Below are 22526 nucleotides of genomic sequence, written 5' to 3' on the forward strand. Positions count from 1 at the left end.
ATTAATGAAGGTTTTTCATCATCCCGGACAGTTTATGCAGTTGTAATCACAGGTTTTAGGTCTAAACTGCCCGCAAAATTTCTAAAAACCGCATGAACAGCATGACAGGATGGGAACTATGGATCACGCGCTCAAATTTTATATCAACGGTGAATGGGTTGATCCGGCAATAAGCCCAATTACAACACTGGATGTCATCAACCCCGCAACGGAACAGCCTTTTACCAAAATCGCAATGGGCACCGCTGCAGATGTTGACAAGGCAGTAGCCGCCGCTAAAGCCGCTTTTGAAAGCTTCTCCGTCACCAGTAAAGAAGAGCGCCTCGCCCTGCTCAAACGCATTCTTGAAATATTCATCCGCCGCTCGGATGAAATCGGCGCCGCAATCTCGCAGGAAATGGGCGCACCGCTGGCCATGGCTAAGGCTGCACAGGCCGGTTCAGGTACCGCGCATCTGATGGAAGCAATTAAAGCCGCTGAAGTCTTCGAATATGCCTATATGCAGGGCACAACCCGCGTTGTGCATGAGCCAATCGGCGTTGTGGCGATGATTACGCCATGGAACTGGCCGATCAATCAGATCGCCGCCAAAGTTGCACCGGCCATTGCAACCGGCTGCACAATGGTGCTGAAACCATCAGAAATTGCACCGGTCAGTGCCATTCTGTTCGCAGAAATTATGGATGAAGCCGGTGTGCCTAAAGGCGTGTTCAACCTTGTTCATGGTGACGGCCCGACTGTCGGCGTCGCGCTTTCCGGCCATAAAGATGTGGATATGGTGTCCTTTACCGGCTCTACCCGCGCCGGTGTCAGTGTTGCGCAGACCGCAGCCCCGACCGTAAAACGTGTTCATCAGGAACTTGGCGGCAAATCCCCGAATATTGTCCTGCGTAGTGCCGATCTGGATAAGGCCGTGCGTACCGGTGTCACCCGTTGCTTTGGCAATAGCGGCCAATCCTGCAATGCGCCGACCCGTATGCTGGTACCACAGGAAGCCATGGATGATGCAATTGCAATCGCGCGCGATGCGGCAGAAAAATTCCGCACCGGCGACCCGAATTCCGCAAATACCGATCTCGGTCCGGTCGTCAGCCAACTGCAATTCGACAAGATTCAGGATCTGATTCAAGCCGGTATTGATGAAGGCGCGGAACTGGTAACCGGTGGCACCGGCCGCCCTGCGGAACTCAATGCCGGTTATTATGTGCGCCCGACCATCTTTGCCCGTGTCGGCCATGATATGCGCATTTCCCGCGAGGAAATCTTCGGCCCTGTTCTGTCGATGATTGGCTATGATGATCTGGATGAAGCGGTCGAAATGGCTAATGATACGGTCTACGGCCTTGCGTCCTATATTCAGGGCGATCTGAAAGAAGCGCAGGCTTTGTCCAAACGTCTGCGTACCGGCAATGTCTACATTAATGATGCACCATGGGACGGCGCGGCACCTTTTGGCGGCTACAAACAGTCGGGCAATGGCCGTGAATATGGCGTTTTCGGTCTGCGTGAATTTGTAGAAATCAAAGGCATTGTCGGCTTTGAAGAATAACTACAAACCATAGAGAGTTAAGAAATAGCGCGTCCGTCAAAAGACGCGCTGTTTTATATAATTGTTTTGATATATATCACATAAAGACTGACTATCTGCCGAAGCGCGCAACTGAGAAATACTCTCTCCGATGACAAAGCATGTCGCAGGCAGCGGATCACTCACAATACGGCCAGCATATCTTGTCAGCAGATGCCTGCACCTATGCTGCATTTCTCATATATAAGGCTGCTTCATAAGGGGTGGCAGGTTAAACATGAACAAGTCACCATCCGAAGCCGCGCCAATAAACGCAACCGGCCTGCTGCAAAGCACGCCTGAAACACAGAGAAAAGCAATTATCGCGCTTTTGCTCGGCGGCTTGCTCATCAGCTGCTCGCCTATTCTGGTGCGCTTCGCAGAAACCGGCCCGATTGTCACAGCTTTCTGGCGGTTAGCGCTGGCGATTATCCCGATGCTGATCCTGAACAACCGCATGAAGCATGGTGTGGATCAGGTCAAACCGGCTTCCCTTGGCGATCTGGCAATTCTTGCCGTTCCAGGTATTCTGATCGGGCTGGAACTGGTGGTCTGGCATATTTCCCTGACCATGACATCCGTTGCCAATTCGACGCTGATTGTGAACCTGTCGCCGATTTTTGTCGCGCTAGGCGGCTGGTTATTTTTGAAGCAGAAAATCAGCCGGATTTTCATCAGCGGTCTTGTCATCGCTATTATTGGCGTACTGATCCTCAAAGGCGGTCCCGATCTTTCCGGCCATAGCAGCCTCAAAGGTGATGCCGTGGCTCTGGGTGCTGCCATTCTTTATGCCGCCTATATTCTGATGCTCGGCTTCACGCGCCGCCGTTTTTCCACTTCCACAATCATGCTCTGCACAACAATCAGCGCAACCCTGACTATTCTGCCGCTCGCATTGATTTTTGAGACGCAATATTTCCCGCTGACATTGTTTGGCTGGTTCATTGTCTGTGCGCTGGCATGGATGACGCAAGCCGCCGGACAAAGCCTGATTACATTTGCTATTGCATGGCTGCCGGTGGCGTTTTCTTCTCTGACTCTTTTAATCCAGCCGGTTGTAGCCGCAATTCTGGCATGGGTGCTCCTGTCAGAACCGCTGAGCATCTGGCAGATTTGCGGAGGCCTCATTGTCATTGCAGGCATTATGCAGGCAAGGCGCGGCTGAACCACTTGTCACGGCTTGTTATGTCTATGCATATTAAGGCGCTGTGCAAAACCTGTGGCTGAAATACATAGGCACAATTATTTTACGTTTTGGTCAAAAAAAGTGCGAATATGGCCTTGAACTTATTTAAAGCTTGCTCCATATGAAGATCACTTGCTGGCGCGCTTCCTCCCATTTCGCGCTGCAAGTGTTCCCCTCGAAGGCATCTAAATGTCTTCTTAAATTCAGCCGGGCTTTTTAGTCCGGCTTTTTTTCTGCCTGAATTGTGGATTTTCCGCCCGTGAGCGGCAAAGAATCACCCTGCCCGCAGCATTTTCCTGAAATCACGAACTTTATGGCACGCAATTTTATTATCGCTTGTTTTGTGACAAACTCTTCGCCAAAATGTGTCTGCGCATAGAATTATGCGTGAATAGCTTTCGTAATTGTGCTTTTCTCTTTCGTATTAAATGTTATATGCGCTAAAACGAAAGAGCTTAATGGCAACCGCGGAACTCTTGGCTGAACGGCGTACACGCAACACCGGCGCAGCGATATTCCGCTTCATTGATCTTCAGGGACCTTCAGGGAGAAGTCATGTCCAAACGTCTGATGACTGTTTCAGTAGCGGCATTAACAATGTCCGTTGCATTCGCATCCAACGCATTTGCAGTTACCGAACTGCAATGGTGGCACGGTATGGCCGGCTCCAACAACGAAGTTGTTGAACAGCTCTCCAAAGAATTCAATGAAAGCCAGAGCGAATTCAAAATCGTTCCTGTTTATAAAGGCACCTATCCTGAAACTCTGAATGCAGGTATCGCTGCATTCCGCGCCAAGCAGGCACCGGCAATTCTGCAGGTTTTTGATGCAGGCAGCGGCGTGATGATGGGTGCTGAAGGCGCGGTTATGCCGGTTGCCGAAGTACTGGAAAAAGGCGGCTTCACATTTGATAAAGCCAAATACCTTGCCGGTATCACCGCATATTATTCAAAAGCGGACGGCACCATGCTGTCCTTCCCGTATAATTCGTCTTCGCCGATCCTTTATTACAACAAAGACGCTTTCAAAAAGGCCGGTCTTGATCCTGAAGTTGCGCCAAAAACATGGCCTGAAGTGTTTGAAGCAGCACGCAAGATCAAATCCAGCGGCGCAGCAGCCTGCGGTTATACCTCTACATGGCTGACATGGATTCAGACAGAAAACTTCGCCGCATGGAACAATGTTCCTTACGGCACCAATGAAAACGGTCTTGCCGGTCTGGATGTAAAACTGGAAATCAATGCACCTCTGTTCGAGCAGCATTTTCAGGGTCTGGCTGATCTCGCTAAAGACGGCGCGTTCCGTTACGGCGGCCGTACATCTGAAGCCAAGCAGCTCTTCACATCCGGTGAATGTGCGATGCTGACAGAATCCTCCGGTGGTCTGGGCGATGTGGTTAAATCCGGCATGAATTACGGTATCGGCCAGCTGCCTTATTATGAAGGTGAAGGTCGTCCGCAGAACACTATTCCGGGCGGCGCCAGCCTCTGGGTATTCGGCGGCAAGAGCGATGAAGAATATAAGGGCATTGCCCAGTTCTTCAACTTCCTGTCCCAGACCAAGATTCAGGCTCGTCTGCATCAGGTGTCCGGCTATCTGCCTGTGACACTGGAAGCCTACGAAGAAACCAAAAAATCCGGTTTCTACGAAAAGAATCCAGGTCGCGAAACACCGATCCTGCAGATGATGGGCAAAGAGCCGACCGCTAATTCCAAGGGCGTACGTCTCGTAAACCTGCCGCAGGTACGTGATATTCTCAATGAAGAATATGAAGCGATGCTGGCTGGTAAACAGGATGCAAAAACTGCACTGAAAAACGCCGTTGAGCGTGGTAATGCAGCCATTGCCGAAGCTGTAAACCGCTAATCGTCACACCGCGCATCCTGCAAAGGGTGCGCGGTTTTCTTCACACTGCATATAAACCCATCTTCAGGATTGCGTTGAGGATTGGCTTATATGTCAGAGCACCTGCCGGAAAAATAAATAACCCCGGAAGCGTGTAAAAACGATCAGGCAGAGTGTTTCATGATTTCCGTACAGAACGGAAATGCTCTGAACTGACAAACACTGTCTCTGATTGCTGATCGCATCAGAAATTGTGTAACATTTCAAAAATCTTGCTGTGCCCCTTCAGCACCTTTTCGGTGTGTGGCGCTGCAGTTTGAAGGAGATCTTTGTGCAGCGTGTTGTTTTTCCCAACAAGGTGCTACCCTATTTATTAGTTGCACCGCAGCTCATACTCACATTCGTGTTCTTTTTCTGGCCGGCCAGTCAGGCTATTTATCAGTCGATGATGCGTGAAGATCCGTTTGGTCTGCGCAGCGCTTTTGTTGGTTTGAAGAATTTTCAGGCATTGTTCGCCGATCCGAATTATCTGCATTCTTTCCAGATTACGATCTTCTTCAGTATTGCGACTGCTTTGCTGTCGATGGCTGTTGCCCTGTTTCTGGCAACTGCTGCGGAAAAAGTCGTGCGCAGTAAAAATCTGTATCGTACCTTGCTGATCTGGCCTTATGCCGTGGCACCAGCCATTGCCGGTATTTTGTGGCTGTTCATGTTCTCCCCTGCGATGGGAACTCTCGCTTATCTGCTGCGCAATGCCGGTTTTGACTGGGATCCCCTGCTGAAAGGCGATCAGGCGATGGCACTGGTTATCTTTGCCGCCTCATGGAAACAGATCAGCTATAATTTCCTGTTCTTTGTGGCCGGCCTTCAGGCGATCCCTAAATCCCTGCTGGAAGCAGCAGCCATTGACGGCGCACGCGGTATCAAGCGGTTCTGGTCAATTACTTTCCCGCTTCTGGCTCCGACCACGTTCTTCCTGCTGGTTGTGAATACTGTTTATGCGTTCTTCGACACATTCGGTATCATCCATGCGGTTACGGGCGGCGGTCCTGCCAAGTCCACCGAAACTCTGGTCTACAAAGTGTATAATGACGGTTTCGTCAATCTGAACCTCGGTTCCTCTGCAGCACAGTCCGTGGTGTTGATGGTGATCGTTATTGCCCTTACGGCGTTCCAGTTCCGCTTTGTTGAAAAGCGCGTGCATTATTCCTGAGGTCAGCCAATGATTGAACGTAATCCCGTTACTATCGCAATCAGCCATCTGGCGCTGATTATCGGCATCATCATTGTTGCCTTCCCGATCTATTATACATTTGTGGCTTCAACCATGACGTCGGCGGAAATCCTCCGCCCTCCGATCCCGCTCTGGCCGGGTGACCACTTTATCGAAAACTACCGTGATGCAATGACCGGTGGTGTTGAACGCACCGTGGGTGTGAGCCTTGAACGTCTGCTGTTCAACTCGACTGTCGTGGCACTGGCAATTGCCATCGGCAAGATCATCATTTCTTTCACCTCTGCTTTTGCGATTGTGTTCTTCAACTTCCGCTTCCGCATGGTGTTTTTCTGGATGATCTTCATCACTCTGATGCTGCCGGTGGAAGTGCGTATTCTGCCGACCTATAAAGTGATTGTGGATCTCGGACTGATCGATACCTATGCCGGTCTGACATTGCCGCTGATGGCTTCAGCAACGGCGACATTCCTGTTTCGTCAGTTCTTCCTGACTATTCCGGGAGAGCTTGTGGAAGCAGCCCGCATTGATAATGCCGGGCCGTGGCGCTTTATGAAAGACATTCTGCTGCCGCTGTCCAAAACCAATATTGCAGCACTTTTTGTCATCCTGTTCATTTTCGGATGGACACAATATCTCTGGCCTCTGCTGGTCACCAATGATGCAAAGATGAACACAATCATCATCGCTTTGCGTAAAATGGTGGATTTCGCCGACGCCGCAACACCATGGCATTTTGTGATGGTGACAACGATCCTTGCGATCATCCCTCCGATCATCGTCGTGGTTCTGATGCAGCGATGGTTCGTCAAAGGTCTTGTTGAAACGGAAAAATAATGGCTCGTATTTCTCTTGAAAATGTAAAAAAAACCTATGGCGGCAATATCGAGACCATTAAAGGCATCTCGCTGGAAATCGCTGACGGTGAACTGGTTGTTCTGGTCGGGCCTTCCGGCTGCGGTAAATCCACTTTGCTGCGCATGATTGCGGGTCTGGAAAGTATTACTTCCGGTAAAGTTTCAATTGCAGACCGCATTGTAAACGAACTGGAACCGGCAGAGCGCGATATTGCAATGGTATTCCAGAATTATGCGCTCTATCCGCATATGACTGTGCGCCAAAATCTGGCCTATGGTCTGAAGAACCGCAATACACCAAAAGTCGAGATCGAACAGCGTATCGCCAAGGCTGCAAAAGCGCTGGAAATTGAACAGTTTCTGGAACGCAAACCACGTCAGCTTTCCGGTGGTCAGCGCCAGCGCGTTGCCATGGGTCGTGCGATTGTGCGTGAACCTGCTGCGTTCCTGTTCGACGAACCGCTCTCCAATCTGGATGCCAAGCTGCGCGTGCATATGCGCGTAGAAATTAAGCGTCTGCAGCGTTCCCTCGGCGTAACAAGCGTTTACGTAACTCATGACCAGATGGAAGCCATGACACTGGCTGATCGTCTGGTGGTTCTGAATGCCGGTCATATTGAACAGGTCGGCACACCGATTGAACTTTATGAAAAGCCTGCGACAACTTTCGTTGCAACCTTTATCGGCTCACCATCGATGAACCTGCTGCCTCTCAAAGATGCTTCCGGCAAAGATGCACCATGGATGCAGGAACTCAGCTCGGTTGTACCGGCCGGCACTGCAACTGTCGGCGTACGTCCGGAAGGCTTTATGCTTGGCACTGAAAATGCAGCCTTCACCACGGATGTGACTGTTGATGCGGTCGAGCTTGTCGGTGCGGAAAGCTATGTCCATGCACGCCTTGCAAATGACACAACCATCATTTTCAGCGTTGCCGGACGCAGCACGATTGCAACCGGTGAAGTGCTGAAAGTCAGCGCAGCAAAATCTGCCCTCCATTGCTTTGACAAGGATGGCAACCGCATTGAACTGACCGTTTGATGTTATGAAATTGGTGATCCCGAAAGTAATTTCGGGATTATTGTCGCCGATGCCTGCGCTTTGCCGGCAATCGGCGACACCATGATAATCATGCCCCCGTATGAACTCTCATGGCTACCCTGTTCGGGAATCCCAAGAAGTTTGCAATCAAATTGCTGCTTCTTTGTAAGAAGCTTAACTTTTTAATGCGCCATAATTAAATTTATAATTTTGATAGAGCACATCATAAATATTCATAATGCGGCTATCTCTAAATTATTATGTGTTTATAAAGGGAATACCGGAGATAAGTGCCCTCACATAACGTTTTTTCTGAAAATATCCGTTTAATGATACACGCGGAAACGATTGCGGATGCTGTAAACAAGCAGCATTCAGCATTGCAGGTTGTGTTGTTGCCGCGAGGGAAAAACCCGACTCACATGCCGCTGTAAAGGTATTTTCACTCACGGCAGTCTTCCATCCGTAAGGATAGGAAAACGATTGCGGCGCCACCCCCAGCTTATCCTTCAGCCATAATGCAGATGTTTCAATATCGTATTTCATGCGCATGCTATCAACGCGACTGAGATTGATATGGCTCACTGTATGTGCACCAAAATGCACCAGTCCGTTGTCACACTGCTGCAAAGTCCGCAATTCCGACACGTCCATCGTCAGATCACGCGTGATGCGCAGCGGATCAATACCGTTCTGCACAGCGAGATCCGCAATGTTACTCACCGCCTCATCTTCATCATAACTGTCGGCGTAACCGGCGAAGAGGGTAAAAGCCATTGTCTTCTCCCGCCGGGTTTTCAGCGACAGGGTTTTAGCCCCTGCACCAAAATCAAATGTCAGACTGTCTTTGTCACGCAGGATCTGCTCAATAACTTCCCACCACAAAATAGTCTTGCGTTCGGCAAAGCCGGACGTGATGTAAATCGTATAGGGAATATTATAGCGTCTGAATATCGGAGCTGCATAATCAGCGTTATTCCGGTAGCCGTCATCCAGCGTAAAACAGACATAGCGCTTATTTTCAGGATTATTCGCCAGCAGCTCCGGCAAATCATGCACATGGACAGGGATCATACCTGCCTGCAAAACCTCCTGAATCGCCTGTTCCAGGAATTGCGGCGTGACCGAGAGAATTGCATTGGGAGAGAAATGCTGTGCGGGGTTTTCCGGTCGCACATGGTGCAGCGTAAAAATCAGACCATTTTGTGCAGCAAACGGCAGAATCTTACCCAGACGCAACAGCGCAATTACTTCCAGCCCGGTACCGATGACTGAATATTTCAGCAGGCGCTTTGCTTCATGCAAGCCATTCATATAGTCATCCGCCACAGATTTCGGAAAATTTAAAGCTGTGACAGCTAATGCATATCGCAGTCTAGAATTCACTATAGGACAGAACTTGTAAGGACAATATTAACGGCCAGTACTGGCATGGTAACATCGAATTTAGTAAAAACCTCAGAGATCACCCTGATCATCTGCTCTCAATGAGAGAGCTATCCGATTTGAAATGATAGTTACAGTTATTCTCTGCCGGCGATAGTGCCTGTGCCCCCGCCCACCATGGGCAGTCTATTAGACCGCACCATGTTTGGCACTACCGCCGACCACGAAGGATTGTCGTTGCAAGATTGATGGTTATCAGTCGCAAACCTGAATCGGAAAAGATGGTCATTCCGATCGCCCCCTTCGTTACACTCAGATCGAATAAACCGACCCGAAGAATATTTGATTACCGAACAAAAATAACAGATCATCTGGCGTAACATTATTGCCGTAAAAACCCATAATGTTCCCGCGGACAATCAACTTACCATAACACTTTGATTGTCTCTATTATGCAGCGTCTCATTTCTTGACATATTGTGAAGTACAAGGCGGTCATCGTCAGCGGAAAACAAATAAAATGTCTCTTTTATAATAAGGTGGCCGGATATAATCTGATTGCGTCTCGGTTATGCGCAAGGGGCGGGATAGCATGCAAAACATACTTCAGGTTTCAACGGATCTGGTCGATCCTTACCTCCGCACTGACTATTGGCGGGATGTAACCCGTCCGCTATTTGATAGTCTGCCATGCCAAAGTAGCCTTTATCCTGACATGGAGGGTACATTCGGAGTTAAAATGGCCGGTTCGATTATGTTTTGCAATGCCACCTTCTCCCCTCAGCGCTATTCTCGTAACTTAAAAATCATTAGCAGAAGCGGCCTCGAAGACTTTTATTTGCTACAATTATTTACGGGAAATGCTTCCGCGGCGGATTGCGAAGGCACAATATTATCAATTGGTAATTCTGATATTTATTTGCTGGATCTCGGTCGTACTTTTTCATCCCAAACTAGCGCCGGCTCAACACTTTCTCTGATTCTTCATCGTGAGAAGCTGGAAAAATTAATTCCGGGAAAAAAACTGCACGGAATTTTATTTAAAGCCGGGCAACCAGAAACACATTTATTAGCTAATGTTATTACCGGCATAATAAATCTGGCACCTTCAACAACAGAAACAATGGCACAGACTGCAGAAAATGTTGCTTTGTCGTCACTGGCTTTAGCTTTACACCATAACAAAACACTTGCAGCGCTGGATGATCAGGTATTTATACCAATTTTACGCAGTCGTATACTTAGTTTTATTGACCTGCATCTGGCAGAACCGTCGCTTGATATTAAAATGATAATGACCCGTTTCAAGGTCTCGCGGGCTCATCTATATCGCATGTTCGAGGCAGAAGGCGGCGTCATGCGCGCGATACGTGAGCGCAGACTGGACGCAGCTTGCCGCTTTCTTATTAGCAAACCGGACACCACAATTCCTCTGCTAGGACAACTTTTTGGTTTTTCCAGCCCTGAGCATTTCCAAAAATCGTTTCGTGACCGGTTTAATATGACACCGAATGAGATCAAACAGGAACGCAGCAAACTGATCGTGAAATGCGGGCGCCTGTCGGATATGCAAGATTACTTATCTGCCTATACAACACATAATGGCACTGTAATAAGACAAGCTCCATCACCCAAAAGCTCTGCAAATAATGGCTAAAAGATATTTTTATAATAAAAAGCTCAGAGGCTTGCACCCCTGAGCTTAATTCCGGAACAGATCAAAAATCAGAAAATCTGACGTTCGCCCTGCTCGTCACGGATCCAAGTGGTCAGACCGATTTTGCTCATCGTTGTCAGGAACGGACGCGGATCAAGTTCTTCAACATTGACCATTGTCTTGGCGTCCCACTCACCGGTCGCAACCAGCATGGCAGCCGCTACCGGCGGAACACCGGCAGTGTAAGAAATGCCCTGTGAGCCGACTTCATTATAGGCATCCTTATGGTCTGCCACATTGTAAATGAAGACTTCACGGTCTTTTCCGTCTTTACTGCCCTTAACCAGATCACCGATACAGGTCTTGCCGGTATAATCCGGTGCCAGCGATGACGGATCAGGCAGCACGGCCTTGACCACTTTCAGAGGAATAACTTCCAGACCTTCAGCAGTTTTAACAGGCTGTTCCGACAACAGGCCAAGATTGTTCAGCACGTTGAAGACATTGATGTAATGATCGCCGAAACCCATCCAGAAGCGCACATCCGCGCCCTCGATGTTACGTGCCAGCGAATGCACTTCATCATGGCCGGTCATATAGGCCTTCTGCTTGCCGACAACCGGCAAATCATATTCCTTGCCGACTTCGAACATCTTGTTGACCTGCCATTCACCCTTCTGCCACGAATAAACGCGACCGGTGAATTCGCGGAAATTGATTTCCGGATCGAAATTGGTGGAGAACCAACGGCCATGGGAACCGGCATTGATATCAATGATGTCAATATCGGTGATCTTGTCGAAATATTCGTCTTTGGCCAGACGCGCATAGGCATTCACCACACCCGGATCGAAACCGATACCGAGAATAGCAGTGATGCCTTTTTCAGCGCAGAGCTCACGGCGCTTCCACTCATAGTTTGCATACCACGGCGGAGTTTCACAGATTTTGTTTGGTTCTTCATGGATAGCAGTATCCATGTAAGCCACGCCGGTTTCGATACAGGCCTGCAGCACCGACATATTGATGAAAGGCGAACCGACATTAATCACGATCTGTGAATTTGTCTTGGTAATCAGTGCCTTCGTAGCTTCAATATCCAAAGCATCCAGTGCATGGGCTTCCAATACGCCCTCAACCTTCATACTTTTCTTTTCACGAACGCTTGCGACCATATCATCGCATTTTGATTTCGTTCGTGAAGCAATGTGAATATCACCCAGTACATCGTTGTTCTGCGCACATTTATGCGCCACAACCTGCGCCACGCCTCCGGCACCAATAATCAGGACATTTTTTTTCATTTCACGCGGTACGCTCCATAGTAGCCTTTTCGGCATAATCACGAATTTTTCTGATGATGATTATGCACCAATCAATGACATGTATGAGCGGTTGCCCGCCCATAACACATCGGTTGCGGTTAGATCGTTTTGTTAAAACGATCTATTTTCTTTAACGCAGTTTCGGACGGAAAACCGGCCTCCACTTTTCCTGAAACTGCTTATACTGCTCAGGAAAGAGCAGCAGCAAAATCGTCAAAGGTAAACTCTTTGACCAGCTCTTCAGTTCCGTCGAGCTGACGGACAACGATGGATGGCATTTTAACGCCGTTGAACCAGTTCTTCTTGACCATTGTATAACCGGCTGCATCCTGAATGGAGAGACGGTCACCGATCTGCAACGGTTTTTCAAAACGGAATTCACCGAAAATATCACCGGCAAGGCAGGACTTACCGCAGATCATGATTTCATGATCGCCTTTATTCGGCTCCAGTTTGGCGGTCTGACGATAGATCAGCAGATCGAGCATATGAGCTTCAATCGAGCTGTCGACAATCGCAAGATTTTTGCCGTTGAACAGCGTGTCGAGTACAGTCACTTCCAGCGTGGCGGATTTGGTAATCGCAGCTTCACCCGGCTCCAGATAGACCTGTACACCATATTTTTCGGAAAAAGCTTTCAGGCGTGCGCAGAACTGATCCAGCGGATAGTTTTCGCCGGTAAAGTGAATACCGCCGCCGAGGCTGACCCATTTCACGCGGGAAATCAGATGGCCGAAACGCTCTTCAATAACACCGAGCATTTCATCAAAACGCTCAAATTTATCGTTCTCACAATTGTTGTGGAACATGAAACCCGAGACTTTATCCATCACGGTTTCAATCTTTGCGGCATCCCATTCGCCAAGACGGCTGAACGGGCGCGCAGGATCTGCCAGTGAGAAATCGGACGTGGAGACCTGCGGGTTCACACGCAGACCACGAATGTGGTTTCGGGATACTTCTTCAAAACGGGTCAGCTGACCAATGGAATTGAAGATGATCTTGTCGCTGTTCGCGAGTACATCCTCAATCTCATCATCCGCATAGGCAACACTGTAAGCATGTGTTTCGCCGGCAAATTTCTCTTTGCCAAGGCGCACTTCATAGAGCGAAGACGATGTTGTACCGTCCATATATTCACTCATCAGATCAAACACGGACCATGTGGCAAAACATTTCAGTGCCAGCAGCGATTTCGCGCCGGACTGCTCACGCACATATTTAATCTTTTCCAGATTTGGCAGAAGTTTGGTCTTATCAATGAGGTAATACGGGGTCTTGATCGTCAATTCGTTTGTCCGGTCCGTTACTGTTACGTGTTTTGGCGGGGAAATTTATCCTGTTAACAGGAGACCGCGCGGCAAGACTGCCGGACTGCGGTAGCTTTCTTTACTGCATAATCTTCAAAATCGAAACTGATTTTATAAATTTATACAGATCGCAATATAAAAAACCTCCGTCCGCCTGTGCTTTGGGTGTCAGATTATACCTGTCTTTATATAGGGGCTTAATATGACGGTTTAAATAAGGGCTGATAAAGCTTTGCCCTAATCACTTTTTACGTCTGTCAATATGCAGCCATTATCGGAAAATAATAAAAAAGCTGCCTGTGCGGTTGGCAGCCCCGCAATCCTGACGGATAATGCAGCATTCTTTCGACCCGATCAAAACCAATGATATGAGGTAATCGAATGTCCCTTACCCGCAGAAATATCTTCAGCCTGGCCACGGCTGCAACACTCACCGGCCTTGCTGCGCCGCAGATTTTAACCCGTGCGGCCTTTGCTGATGTGCCGCTTTCCGGTGTCACATCACCCGGTTTTCACCGTTTCATGCTCGGTGATTTTCAGATTACAGTCTTACTGGATGGTCTGCGCCCCGGCGAAGCGCCGCAAAAAACCTATGCCATCAATCAGCCGGAAGAAGAGGTTGCGGACTTATTACAGGCCAATCTTCTGCCTGCTGATCGTTTCGTCAACGGATTTACACCGACACTGGTCAATACCGGCTCAGAACTGATCCTGTTTGATACCGGCATGGGTGCCGCTGCCCGCGAAAACGGACAGGGAAAACTACCGGCAATGATCGAAGCTGCCGGATACAAACCGGAACAGGTTACTATTGTAGTACTCACCCATTTCCACCCTGACCATATTGGCGGATTAATGGAAAACAGAGCTCCCGCCTTTGCCAATGCGCGCTATGTTACAGGGCAGGCAGAATATGATTTCTGGACCAGTCCTGACCGCGCAGGTACACCGGCCGAAGGCGTGCAGAAAATTGTTCTCGCCAATGTAAAACCGCTGGCAGACAAAACCAGTTTTCTTAAAGACGAAGATGCTGTTGTTTCCGGTATTACGGCACTTGCTGCTTTCGGCCATACACCCGGTCATATGGCTTTCCGCGTTGAATCCGGCGGCAAGCAGCTCATCCTGATTGCTGACACAGCCAATCATTTCGTCATCACATTGCAAAGACCGGAATGGCATGTGGTTTTTGATGCCGACAAAGAAATGGCGGCTGCAACCCGCAAGCGCATCTTTGATATGATTGCTTCGGAACGCCTGCCATTTATCGGTTATCATATGCCGTTTCCGGCTATCGGCTATTTGCAGGCAATGGATCAGGGATACCGGTATATTCCTGAGAGCTACCAGCTCGATCTATAGTAAGAACCGGAGCTATCAGCTCGATTTATAGTAAGAGCCGGAGCTACCAGCTCGACTTGTAATGATATGCAGGAGAATAAATCACGCTGTTTTTCATCAACAGCGTGATTTTACATGAAATAGGTAGCGATGCGCTTGCCTTCGACATCCTGCACTTTGAACACCGTGCCATAGATGGATTCCAGCACCACAGGACAAACGATTTCTTCCGGCGTACCCTGACAGAAGAGCTTGCCGTGCTGCATTGCAACAATATGGTCGGAATAGCAGGATGCGAAATTGATATCATGCAGCACAACGACAACCGTCTTGCCCAGATCGTCCGCCGCTTTGCGCAAGAGTTTCATCATCTCGACAGAATGTTTCATGTCGAGGTTGTTCAGCGGCTCGTCAAACAGCGTATAATCCGTATCCTGACACAGCACCATTGCCACATAGGCACGCTGACGCTGACCGCCGGATAATTCGTCAAGGAAACGATCAGCCAGATCATTCAGGTTCAGATATTGAATAGAACGCGCCACGAATTGCGCATCTTCTGCTGTTGGCCTGCCTTTGCTGTAAGGATAACGGCCGAATGTTACCAGATCGCGCACAGTCAGGCGCGCCGTCATATGGTTTTCCTGACGCAGGATCGACAAACGCTTGGCCAGCACATCACCGGCAGTGCGCGCCACATCCATATTGTCGACCAGAACCTGCCCCTGATCAGCCGGAATAAGGCGGCTTATCATCGATAACAACGTAGATTTTCCCGCGCCATTGGGGCCGATAATTGATGTGATACCGCCGGATGGCAATGTCAGGGAGACATCATTCACAACCAGAGTTTCGCCATAGGTTTTACTGACGGCTTTGACCTCGATCATCGGGCAACTCCTCGTACCAGCATCAGAATAAAGAACAGACCACCAACAAATTCAATCACAATGCCTAATGCGGTATTGAAAGCGAAAACGCGCTCAAGAATGAGCTGTCCGCCGACAAGGGCAATCACAGCCAGCAGCACGGCAGCAGGTATTGTGTAACGGTGACGGGTAACCGGCATCATCATATAAGCCAGATTGGCTACCAGCAGCCCGAAGAAAGTGACAGGCCCCACTAAAGCAGTGGACACAGAAACCAGCACAGCCACCATCATCAGAATAAGCATCGTAGTGCGTTTGTAATTAATACCCAGCCCGATGGCGGTCTCGCGCCCCAGTGACAGAATGTCGAACCGGTGACCAATGCGCCATGCCACGACAGAGACCAACCCGACAACAAAAGTTGAGAGGCTGAGCAACTGACTGTCAATCGTGTTGAATGATGCAAACAGCCTGTCCTGCAACACCACAAAATCATTCGGATCGATAATCCGCTGCATAAAGCCGGTGCCGGAGCGGAAGAATACGCCGAAAATAATCCCCACCAGCATCAAAAGATGCAGCGAGCGCCCCTCACCGGCAAACAGCCAGCGATAGAGCAGACCGGAAAAACCCATCATCAAAGCGATTTCAACCAGAAACATCAGCTTCGGATTGGCCATTGAAACCGCATGAGCACCCAGCGAGAACACCAGCACCGTCTGCAACAATGCATAAAGCGCGTCAAAGCCCATGATTGAGGGCGTAAGAATCCGGTTATTGGTAATGGTCTGAAACAAAACCGTCGACAAAGCGATCGAATAGGCCACTAAAATCATGGCCGCGAGCTTGGTGCCGCGAAACGGCAATACAAAGCTCCAGCTGCCTTTTGCGCCAATGGTCATGAAAGCTGCCATCGCAATCAGCGCCAATGCACCAAGCAAGATCAGCCGTTTCACAGCGCTTCTGCGATTGGCCGGATTTTCAACCGGCAATGTGCCTTCACTGTGCACCGGGTAAATTGTTTCATGCACCACGGGCGGACTTCCTTAAAACGAGATACAGGAAGAAGGCACTGCCCAGCACGCCAAGAATTGTACCGACAGGAATTTCATAAGGTGCGTTAATCGTGCGGCCGATCATATCGCAGATCAGCACCAGTCCTGCACCAAGCAGCGCAATCCACGGCAGCGAGCGGCGCATACTGTCGCCCATCACCATGCTCACCACATTCGGCACAATCAGACCGAGAAACGGCACAATACCAACAGTCGTCACCACGCAGGCCGTGACCATGGAGACAATGGTCAGCCCCAAAGTCATCACGCGGCGGTAATTCAGACCGAGATTGGTGGTAAATGCCTCGCCCATACCCGCAACAGTGAAACGGTCAGCGGCAATATAGGCGGCAATGGTCAGGCCGAAAGACAGCCATAACAGCTCATAGCGCCCGCGCAGCACGGCAGAAAAATCACCCGTCGTCCACGCGCCCATGGATTGCAGCAGATCAAAACGATAGGCAAAAAATGTGGTGATTGCCGAGATCACACCGCCGAGCATAATACCGACAAGCGGTACAATCACCGGAGAGCGCAGCGGAATCTGGCGCAAAATCAGCATGAACAGCGCAGTGCCTGCGAGTGCAAAACTGGTTGCCACCAGCATTTTGCCAAAGACCGGCAGACCGGGTGCAAGGATCATCACGGTGAGAATACCGAGTGAGGCAGAATCCACCGTACCGGCCGTTGACGGCTCTACAAAGCGGTTGCGTGCCAGAATTTGCATGATTGTGCCGGAAACAGCCATGCCCGCACCGGCAAGGATCAGCGCAAGCGTGCGCGGAATGCGGGTCTCCACCAGTACAAATTGCGCACGCCGTGCGGTTTCATCGCCAAACAGGCTTTGTAAAGACACGTCGCTCACACCGATAAACAGACTTATCAGAGCAAGAAGAACCAGCAGGCATGTTGCAGCGATCAGTTTCACAAGGCGGCAACCGTTCTAGGCGCATCCAAAAAATGGAACAGGACGCACAGACACACAACAAGCTATTCCGCACAGCCAGAAAGGATCTGACAATTGCGATTAGCGGCGGGCATAATACAGGACAAACAAAAGGCAGCAGTGACAATGCATTGCCGCCTTTTTTGATATCCTTGCAGACAATCCGGATGCTTTAACCTGAAAGAACCGGCGGGGTAAAGTCAAAACACGACATATTTACTCCGCTTATCCGTAAAGCCGTCCGGAATCTTATTTCCGCAGGCTTATTTCTTTAAACCGGCAATCAGTTCATCAACAATTTTGCCCATCGATGTCAGACCACTGGCATTGAGATACCATGCAGAACCGTCCAGATAGATAACCTGCTTGTTCTTCCAGGCATTGGTCTGGGCAACCACTGCATTGTCGAGGAATTTCTCGGCAGCCACACCTTCACGGCCAATCGCTGCATCACGGTCAATCACATAGAGCCAGTCTGGATTCTTTTCGAGAATATATTCGAAGGAGATCGGCTGGCCATGACCGCCCGGCTTGATATCATCGGCAGCAGGCTTCACACCGAGATCGTCATAAAGAACACCAAAGCGCGAACCCGGACCATAGGCGCTGATCTTGCCGCCGGTTGTCAGAACCAGCAGACCGGTGCCTGCTTTTGCTGTCAGCGCTTTCAGCTCGTCTTTTTTGGCATTCAGCTTGGTCAGCGCATCTTCAGCTTCTTTGTCTTTACCGAAAATATTCGCCAGAGTGCGGACATTGTCTTCCGAGCTTTTCACGAAATTTGCAGCATTGGCTGTCAGATCGATCGTCGGCGCGATTTTTGCCAGTTCAGCATATTTGGCAGCAGAGCGGCCGCCGACAATAATCAGATCCGGCTGTGCAGCATTAACAGCCTCATAATCCGGCTCAAACAATGTACCGATCTTGATATATTCATCGGCATCATATTTGGTCAGATAATCCTGCTTTTTGATGGTCGGAACACCCAGAACCTTAACGCCCAGTGCATCCAGCGTATCAAGGGATGAAAGGTCAAAAGTGATAACTTTCTGCGGAACATCCGGCAGTTTTGTTTCACCCTGTGCGTGTTTCACGGTGACTTCACCGGCAAGAGCCGCGCCTGCAAACATTAGGGCACCGGCAGCGATGCTTGCGAAAAGTCCTGTCATCCGTTTCATTGCTTTTCCTCTTCAATAGCCTGATTTATCCGGCAGATTTTCGAAATTTCACGTATCAGTCTTCAACATGGTCATGGCCGCCGATACGACCCGGACGCCAGTAACCTTCAGAAGCGATCTGCTCGCGGGTCAGGCCGCGCGAAATCAGATTCTGGCGCTGCTTGCGCACATTGCTGGTTTCACCAATCAGAATGGCATGGCCACGGCCATGCGGCAGCATAAAGCCGGCAACAGCCTCTGCCATCAGATCGCTCGGACCGGCTTTCTGATCACCGCGATGCAGCCATGTGATCTGTGTCGCTGACAATCCTTCGCGGACATCATTCAGCGCGATCTGCGAGGCCACATTGTCCACCTCGATCAGGACATGCATCTGCGCTTTTGCAGGCATAGTTTCAAGAATATGGAAAATCGCCGGAATGCAGCATTCATCACCGGTAATCAGATGCCAGTCAGCATCCTCGCGGAAAGACGCACCGCCGCGCGGACCACGCACACTGATCATGTCGCCGATTTTAGCATCACGGGCAAAAGCCGGTCCGGGTGTCAGATGTGTGCCGTCGCCATGCATGAAAAAATCCACATCCAGCAGACCTTTTTCTTTATCAAGGCTGCGGATTGTATAGTCACGGCGACCAAATTCACCATCACCGGCCGGCAGCATCATCACAATGGCCTGTCCTGCACGATAGGTGAATTCTGCAATATCCGGTGCGGTAAAAGTGACACGGCGCATATTGGCCGGAGCATCCGCCACAGCGGTTACAGTCAGCTCCCACTGACGCAGTTGCGGACGGCCTGCCGGCGGGGTCTGTACTGGTGTCGTCTGATCCGGTGTCATTTGCATATTCACTCCCTATAGGCATTCAGAGCGCCGTACGCCCCATCGGGCGCACAAAACTCGCTACACGGCAGGCAAACATCATTTCTGACAATGCCTCATCACTTTGCCTTATGCTATAGATAAGTGGATAAAAGAAATCAACTTTGTATTATCTCATCCGGAGCTTTTCACCGGCATATCCGGTTGCACCAGTCGCGCGAGGGCTGCAAGCAAGTCGGTTTGCGAGATCAGCCCCTGCACATGGTGATCCTTATCAACAATAATTACCGCATGAGAACGGCCATTGGTAAGCACCGGCAAAAGACTCAGAGCCGAATCCTGCGGCTGAGCCACAGGCGGGCTGGTCATCAGTGCTGCAACAGCCCCTTTGCCTTTCAGCAATTCACGCAAGCCCACCGTGCCAAGCAACACGTTGCGCTCATCAACCACCGGCAGCGAGCGGATATTATGCCGGAGCAATAATGAACGGGCATAATCATCTGTATCATCCGCTTTCACGGATACAACGTGACGCGACATAATCGAAGCACAATCCGGTCCTGCTTTACCCGTCGCATTGTTACGCATTACAGACTGCATCTCGATCTGCCGCAGCAAGACTTCCAGATCTTCACGACTGATATCGAAACTCTCCTGCATTTCAGATAAAGCAGCATCAATATCAGCGGAAGTCGGGCCGCCGCGCATTTGCGTCGGCGTATCCTGCGTCTGGTGTGGATTAATGACCGGTATCGTATGCGGATATGGGCGCCTCAGCAACCTGTGAAAGACAATGCCGAACAGCACCACAATCGCAGAATCCAAAGCCACCGGCGTAAACGGAAACAAGAAGCCCGCCTCGGTCACTGTGTGGCCGCCGATCACAGCAGTAAGCGCAATCGCGCCGCCGGGCGGATGCATGGCACGTGCCAGCGACATAGCAAGCACGGACAAAGAAACCGCCAGACCGGCCGCCAGAAACGGCTCTTTCACCAGCTGATAGACAATAACGCCGATCAGGGCAGAAATCGTATTCCCGCCGATAATAGCCCATGGCTGGGCCATCGGGCTGGTCGGAACAATGAAGAGCAAAACAGCCGAGGCGCCGACCGGTGCGATCAGAAACACATAATGCGTAGTGTGGTCATAGAACCAGGCGCTGACCATACCGGTCACAACAACACAAAGCAGAATACCAAGACTGGCAATCAGGCGGGAACGAAAAGTTGCACCGGCCAGCAAGGGCGCAAAAAGACGGTCTGCCGTGCGTTTCAGACGGCTGCCGTTTTTTTCAGGCGAAGACATTTGAGAAAACCACAATCACATTCTGGATAGGATGTGATTAACAGCTCAAAAGCCCGATGAACAGAGCGGATACAGGATTAATAGTTTAAAATACACTTAAACAGCGGAACGCATGACTGAACCGGAAAATGCTTTCATTAAAATTGCCAAGGACATTCCCCAGAAAAAACCATCGGCCAAGCCTGATGTCACACTGTAAATTACCGTAAAATTTAGCTCTCTTATACTATCCGGATGATATCCGGCATAAACATTCATGCCATAGAGACAGCTGAAATTCAGCAAAATAGCGATTATTGGCACCGCAGAGCCGGGACGTTGCACCATACCGGTTACTCTATCAAAAATGGCAGGCTGTTGCATTACCATAATAGTTTTTCCAAGTAACAGGCCAGCAATCAATGCAAATACAAAAATAAAAAGCGCCGTCCAAGGCATATAAAGCTTGTTGAACATACCATAGATGCCCCAGAGCAAAAAACAGACGGCATCAACAACATTCGTTTAGGGGAGATATTTGTTGGCGACAGAAGGCATATGCCACGGTAGACAAGATATACCAACAAAACCCACACCCACCAAGGTGTATGCGTTAAGATCTCTGTGAGTTGCATGGGGCACCTTTTTAAAACGCTCTGAACCATAGATGTTTTTAAAAAAGTGACCAGCCCGCTCTGTTGCCCGCTAATTTTACAATTACGCGCTGAAAATCCTGCGGAATTGCGTAATTTGCGCAAATGGTGCCGAGCGCACTTTACCGAATTTGCTGCTATCCACCACCAGATAAGAGTCCATCGCGCGGGCAATCGCCATCTGTTTGACCGGAATTTCATGGAAATGCGAACAGGTCACACCATGCTCGTCATGCACGCCGCCTGCCGAGATAAAGGCCTTATTGATGATGATTTTCTTCAATGTCTCAATCCCCTCCTCGCCGGAGAAAGAGGCCGCGGAACGGTGAAACAGGCCACCCAGCACAATCAGGCGTACATCCTCACGCGCGGACAGGATCTCCGCAACATTGAGTGAATAACAAACAACCGTAACAGACTTATTCTCAGGCACCAGACGCGCCAGATGCGGTGTGGTCGTGCCGCAATCAATGAAAATTGTGTCATGTTCTTCAATCATCGCTGCTGCTTCCGCGCAAGCCTGTGCTTTGGCGCCCGCATGGCAGTCACTTTCGTGGTCAAGACTGTAATCGCTGTGACCGTTATTATCCTGCGCAGAGAAAATATAACCGCCAAGGCAGTTCAATCCCTTGAGCACATCACTATCCGAGCGCGTAAGATCCCCGCCGTTGAGATCCCGCTGCGCCATATCACGGCGGATAGTCATTTCAGAAACACCGAGTTGCGCTGCCGCATCCCGCAGACGCATCACACCTTGTTTTTCCATTAATACTGCAAGTTCTGTGAGACGCTCGTCCCTGCGGCTGGTTCTGCTCAAGATTCTCCCCCTTTTTGAATCATTTTTACTCTCCCACCTACAAAAAATAGTGCGTTGCGCGAAGCAGCAGTCTTTGCAGACTTGACACATTAAATTATTTAGTGAAACGATCCAAACATAATGATCGGATACTAACAATATAATATCCGTCTTATTGT

At 49.7% G+C, this 22526-nt stretch carries 19 protein-coding genes; 8 read left to right on the forward strand and 11 right to left on the reverse strand.

The window, feature by feature from the left end; translation table 11 throughout:
• The first annotated feature begins 118 nt into the window (after positions 1-118).
• From HBA93_RS13005 to HBA93_RS13030, 6 genes are all read left to right on the forward strand, one after another.
• Positions 119-1549 (forward strand): aldehyde dehydrogenase family protein, encoded by a 1431-nt coding sequence (locus tag HBA93_RS13005; RefSeq protein ID WP_121993537.1) that lies wholly within the window; start codon positions 119-121, stop codon positions 1547-1549.
• Between the two features lie 256 nt (positions 1550-1805).
• Positions 1806-2732, forward strand: coding sequence for a DMT family transporter (locus HBA93_RS13010; RefSeq protein ID WP_121993538.1), 927 nt, complete (start codon positions 1806-1808; stop codon positions 2730-2732).
• Between the two features lie 576 nt (positions 2733-3308).
• Positions 3309-4619: a sn-glycerol-3-phosphate ABC transporter substrate-binding protein UgpB gene (gene ugpB / locus HBA93_RS13015; protein ID WP_121993539.1), complete on the forward strand. Its 1311-nt coding sequence runs from the start codon at positions 3309-3311 to the stop codon at positions 4617-4619.
• 310 nt (positions 4620-4929) lie between these two features.
• On the forward strand, positions 4930-5811 hold the full coding sequence (gene ugpA, locus HBA93_RS13020) for a sn-glycerol-3-phosphate ABC transporter permease UgpA (RefSeq protein WP_221723554.1): 882 nt from the start codon (positions 4930-4932) through the stop codon (positions 5809-5811).
• Between the two features lie 9 nt (positions 5812-5820).
• Positions 5821-6669: a sn-glycerol-3-phosphate ABC transporter permease UgpE gene (gene ugpE, locus HBA93_RS13025; protein WP_022711987.1), complete on the forward strand. Its 849-nt coding sequence runs from the start codon at positions 5821-5823 to the stop codon at positions 6667-6669.
• On the forward strand, positions 6669-7730 hold the full coding sequence (locus HBA93_RS13030; protein ID WP_221723555.1) for a sn-glycerol-3-phosphate import ATP-binding protein UgpC: 1062 nt from the start codon (positions 6669-6671) through the stop codon (positions 7728-7730). Before ugpE ends, HBA93_RS13030 begins: the two co-directional genes overlap by 1 nt.
• A 258-nt stretch (positions 7731-7988) precedes the next feature.
• Here the strand turns inward: HBA93_RS13030 and HBA93_RS13035 are convergent, their stop codons facing one another.
• Entirely contained in the window at positions 7989-9044 is a 1056-nt protein-coding gene (locus tag HBA93_RS13035; protein ID WP_221723556.1) for a polysaccharide deacetylase family protein, read from the reverse strand.
• A 664-nt stretch (positions 9045-9708) separates the two neighbouring features.
• Between HBA93_RS13035 and HBA93_RS13040 the strand changes: the two genes are divergently transcribed.
• Positions 9709-10773, forward strand: a complete 1065-nt coding sequence (locus tag HBA93_RS13040) for a helix-turn-helix domain-containing protein (RefSeq protein WP_221723557.1) — start codon at positions 9709-9711, stop codon at positions 10771-10773.
• 68 nt (positions 10774-10841) lie between these two features.
• Here HBA93_RS13040 and HBA93_RS13045 read toward each other — a convergent pair whose 3' ends face one another.
• Positions 10842-12077 (reverse strand): saccharopine dehydrogenase family protein, encoded by a 1236-nt coding sequence (locus HBA93_RS13045; protein ID WP_122093755.1) that lies wholly within the window; start codon positions 12075-12077, stop codon positions 10842-10844.
• Positions 12078-12286: 209 nt separating this feature from the next.
• The gene (locus HBA93_RS13050) at positions 12287-13381 is read right to left on the reverse strand and encodes a carboxynorspermidine decarboxylase (protein ID WP_121993669.1); all 1095 of its coding nucleotides are present in this window, start codon (positions 13379-13381) and stop codon (positions 12287-12289) included.
• A 408-nt stretch (positions 13382-13789) separates the two neighbouring features.
• Here HBA93_RS13050 and HBA93_RS13055 point away from each other — a divergent pair, with 408 nt between their 5' ends.
• Positions 13790-14767, forward strand: coding sequence for an MBL fold metallo-hydrolase (locus HBA93_RS13055; protein ID WP_221723558.1), 978 nt, complete (start codon positions 13790-13792; stop codon positions 14765-14767).
• A gap of 110 nt (positions 14768-14877) precedes the next feature.
• On the opposite strand, the gene HBA93_RS13060 is transcribed toward HBA93_RS13055, so the two are convergent.
• From HBA93_RS13060 to HBA93_RS13095, 8 genes are all read right to left on the reverse strand, one after another.
• The gene (locus tag HBA93_RS13060) at positions 14878-15636 is read right to left on the reverse strand and encodes an iron ABC transporter ATP-binding protein (protein WP_022711980.1); all 759 of its coding nucleotides are present in this window, start codon (positions 15634-15636) and stop codon (positions 14878-14880) included.
• Positions 15633-16529, reverse strand: coding sequence for an iron chelate uptake ABC transporter family permease subunit (locus tag HBA93_RS13065; RefSeq protein WP_221723583.1), 897 nt, complete (start codon positions 16527-16529; stop codon positions 15633-15635). Before HBA93_RS13065 ends, HBA93_RS13060 begins: the two co-directional genes overlap by 4 nt.
• 109 nt (positions 16530-16638) lie before the next feature.
• Positions 16639-17598 (reverse strand): ABC transporter permease, encoded by a 960-nt coding sequence (locus tag HBA93_RS13070; protein ID WP_022711978.1) that lies wholly within the window; start codon positions 17596-17598, stop codon positions 16639-16641.
• Between the two features lie 281 nt (positions 17599-17879).
• A complete protein-coding gene (locus tag HBA93_RS13075; protein WP_121993545.1) occupies positions 17880-18791 on the reverse strand; it encodes a siderophore ABC transporter substrate-binding protein in 912 nt (303 codons plus the stop codon).
• A gap of 55 nt (positions 18792-18846) precedes the next feature.
• Complete coding sequence (locus HBA93_RS13080) at positions 18847-19638, reverse strand: siderophore-interacting protein (protein ID WP_286201920.1); 792 nt, start codon at positions 19636-19638, stop codon at positions 18847-18849.
• Between the two features lie 150 nt (positions 19639-19788).
• A complete protein-coding gene (locus HBA93_RS13085; protein WP_221723559.1) occupies positions 19789-20919 on the reverse strand; it encodes an HPP family protein in 1131 nt (376 codons plus the stop codon).
• A gap of 96 nt (positions 20920-21015) precedes the next feature.
• Positions 21016-21375 carry a hypothetical protein gene (locus HBA93_RS13090; RefSeq protein ID WP_221723560.1) on the reverse strand — a complete coding sequence of 120 codons (360 nt, stop codon included), beginning with the start codon at positions 21373-21375 and terminating at the stop codon, positions 21016-21018.
• A gap of 240 nt (positions 21376-21615) precedes the next feature.
• Positions 21616-22368 carry a DeoR/GlpR family DNA-binding transcription regulator gene (locus HBA93_RS13095; protein WP_121993549.1) on the reverse strand — a complete coding sequence of 251 codons (753 nt, stop codon included), beginning with the start codon at positions 22366-22368 and terminating at the stop codon, positions 21616-21618.
• Positions 22369-22526 lie beyond the last annotated feature (158 nt).

The organism is Ochrobactrum sp. SFR4, assembly GCF_019730395.1.
Taxonomy (GTDB): Bacteria; Pseudomonadota; Alphaproteobacteria; order Rhizobiales; family Rhizobiaceae; genus Pseudochrobactrum.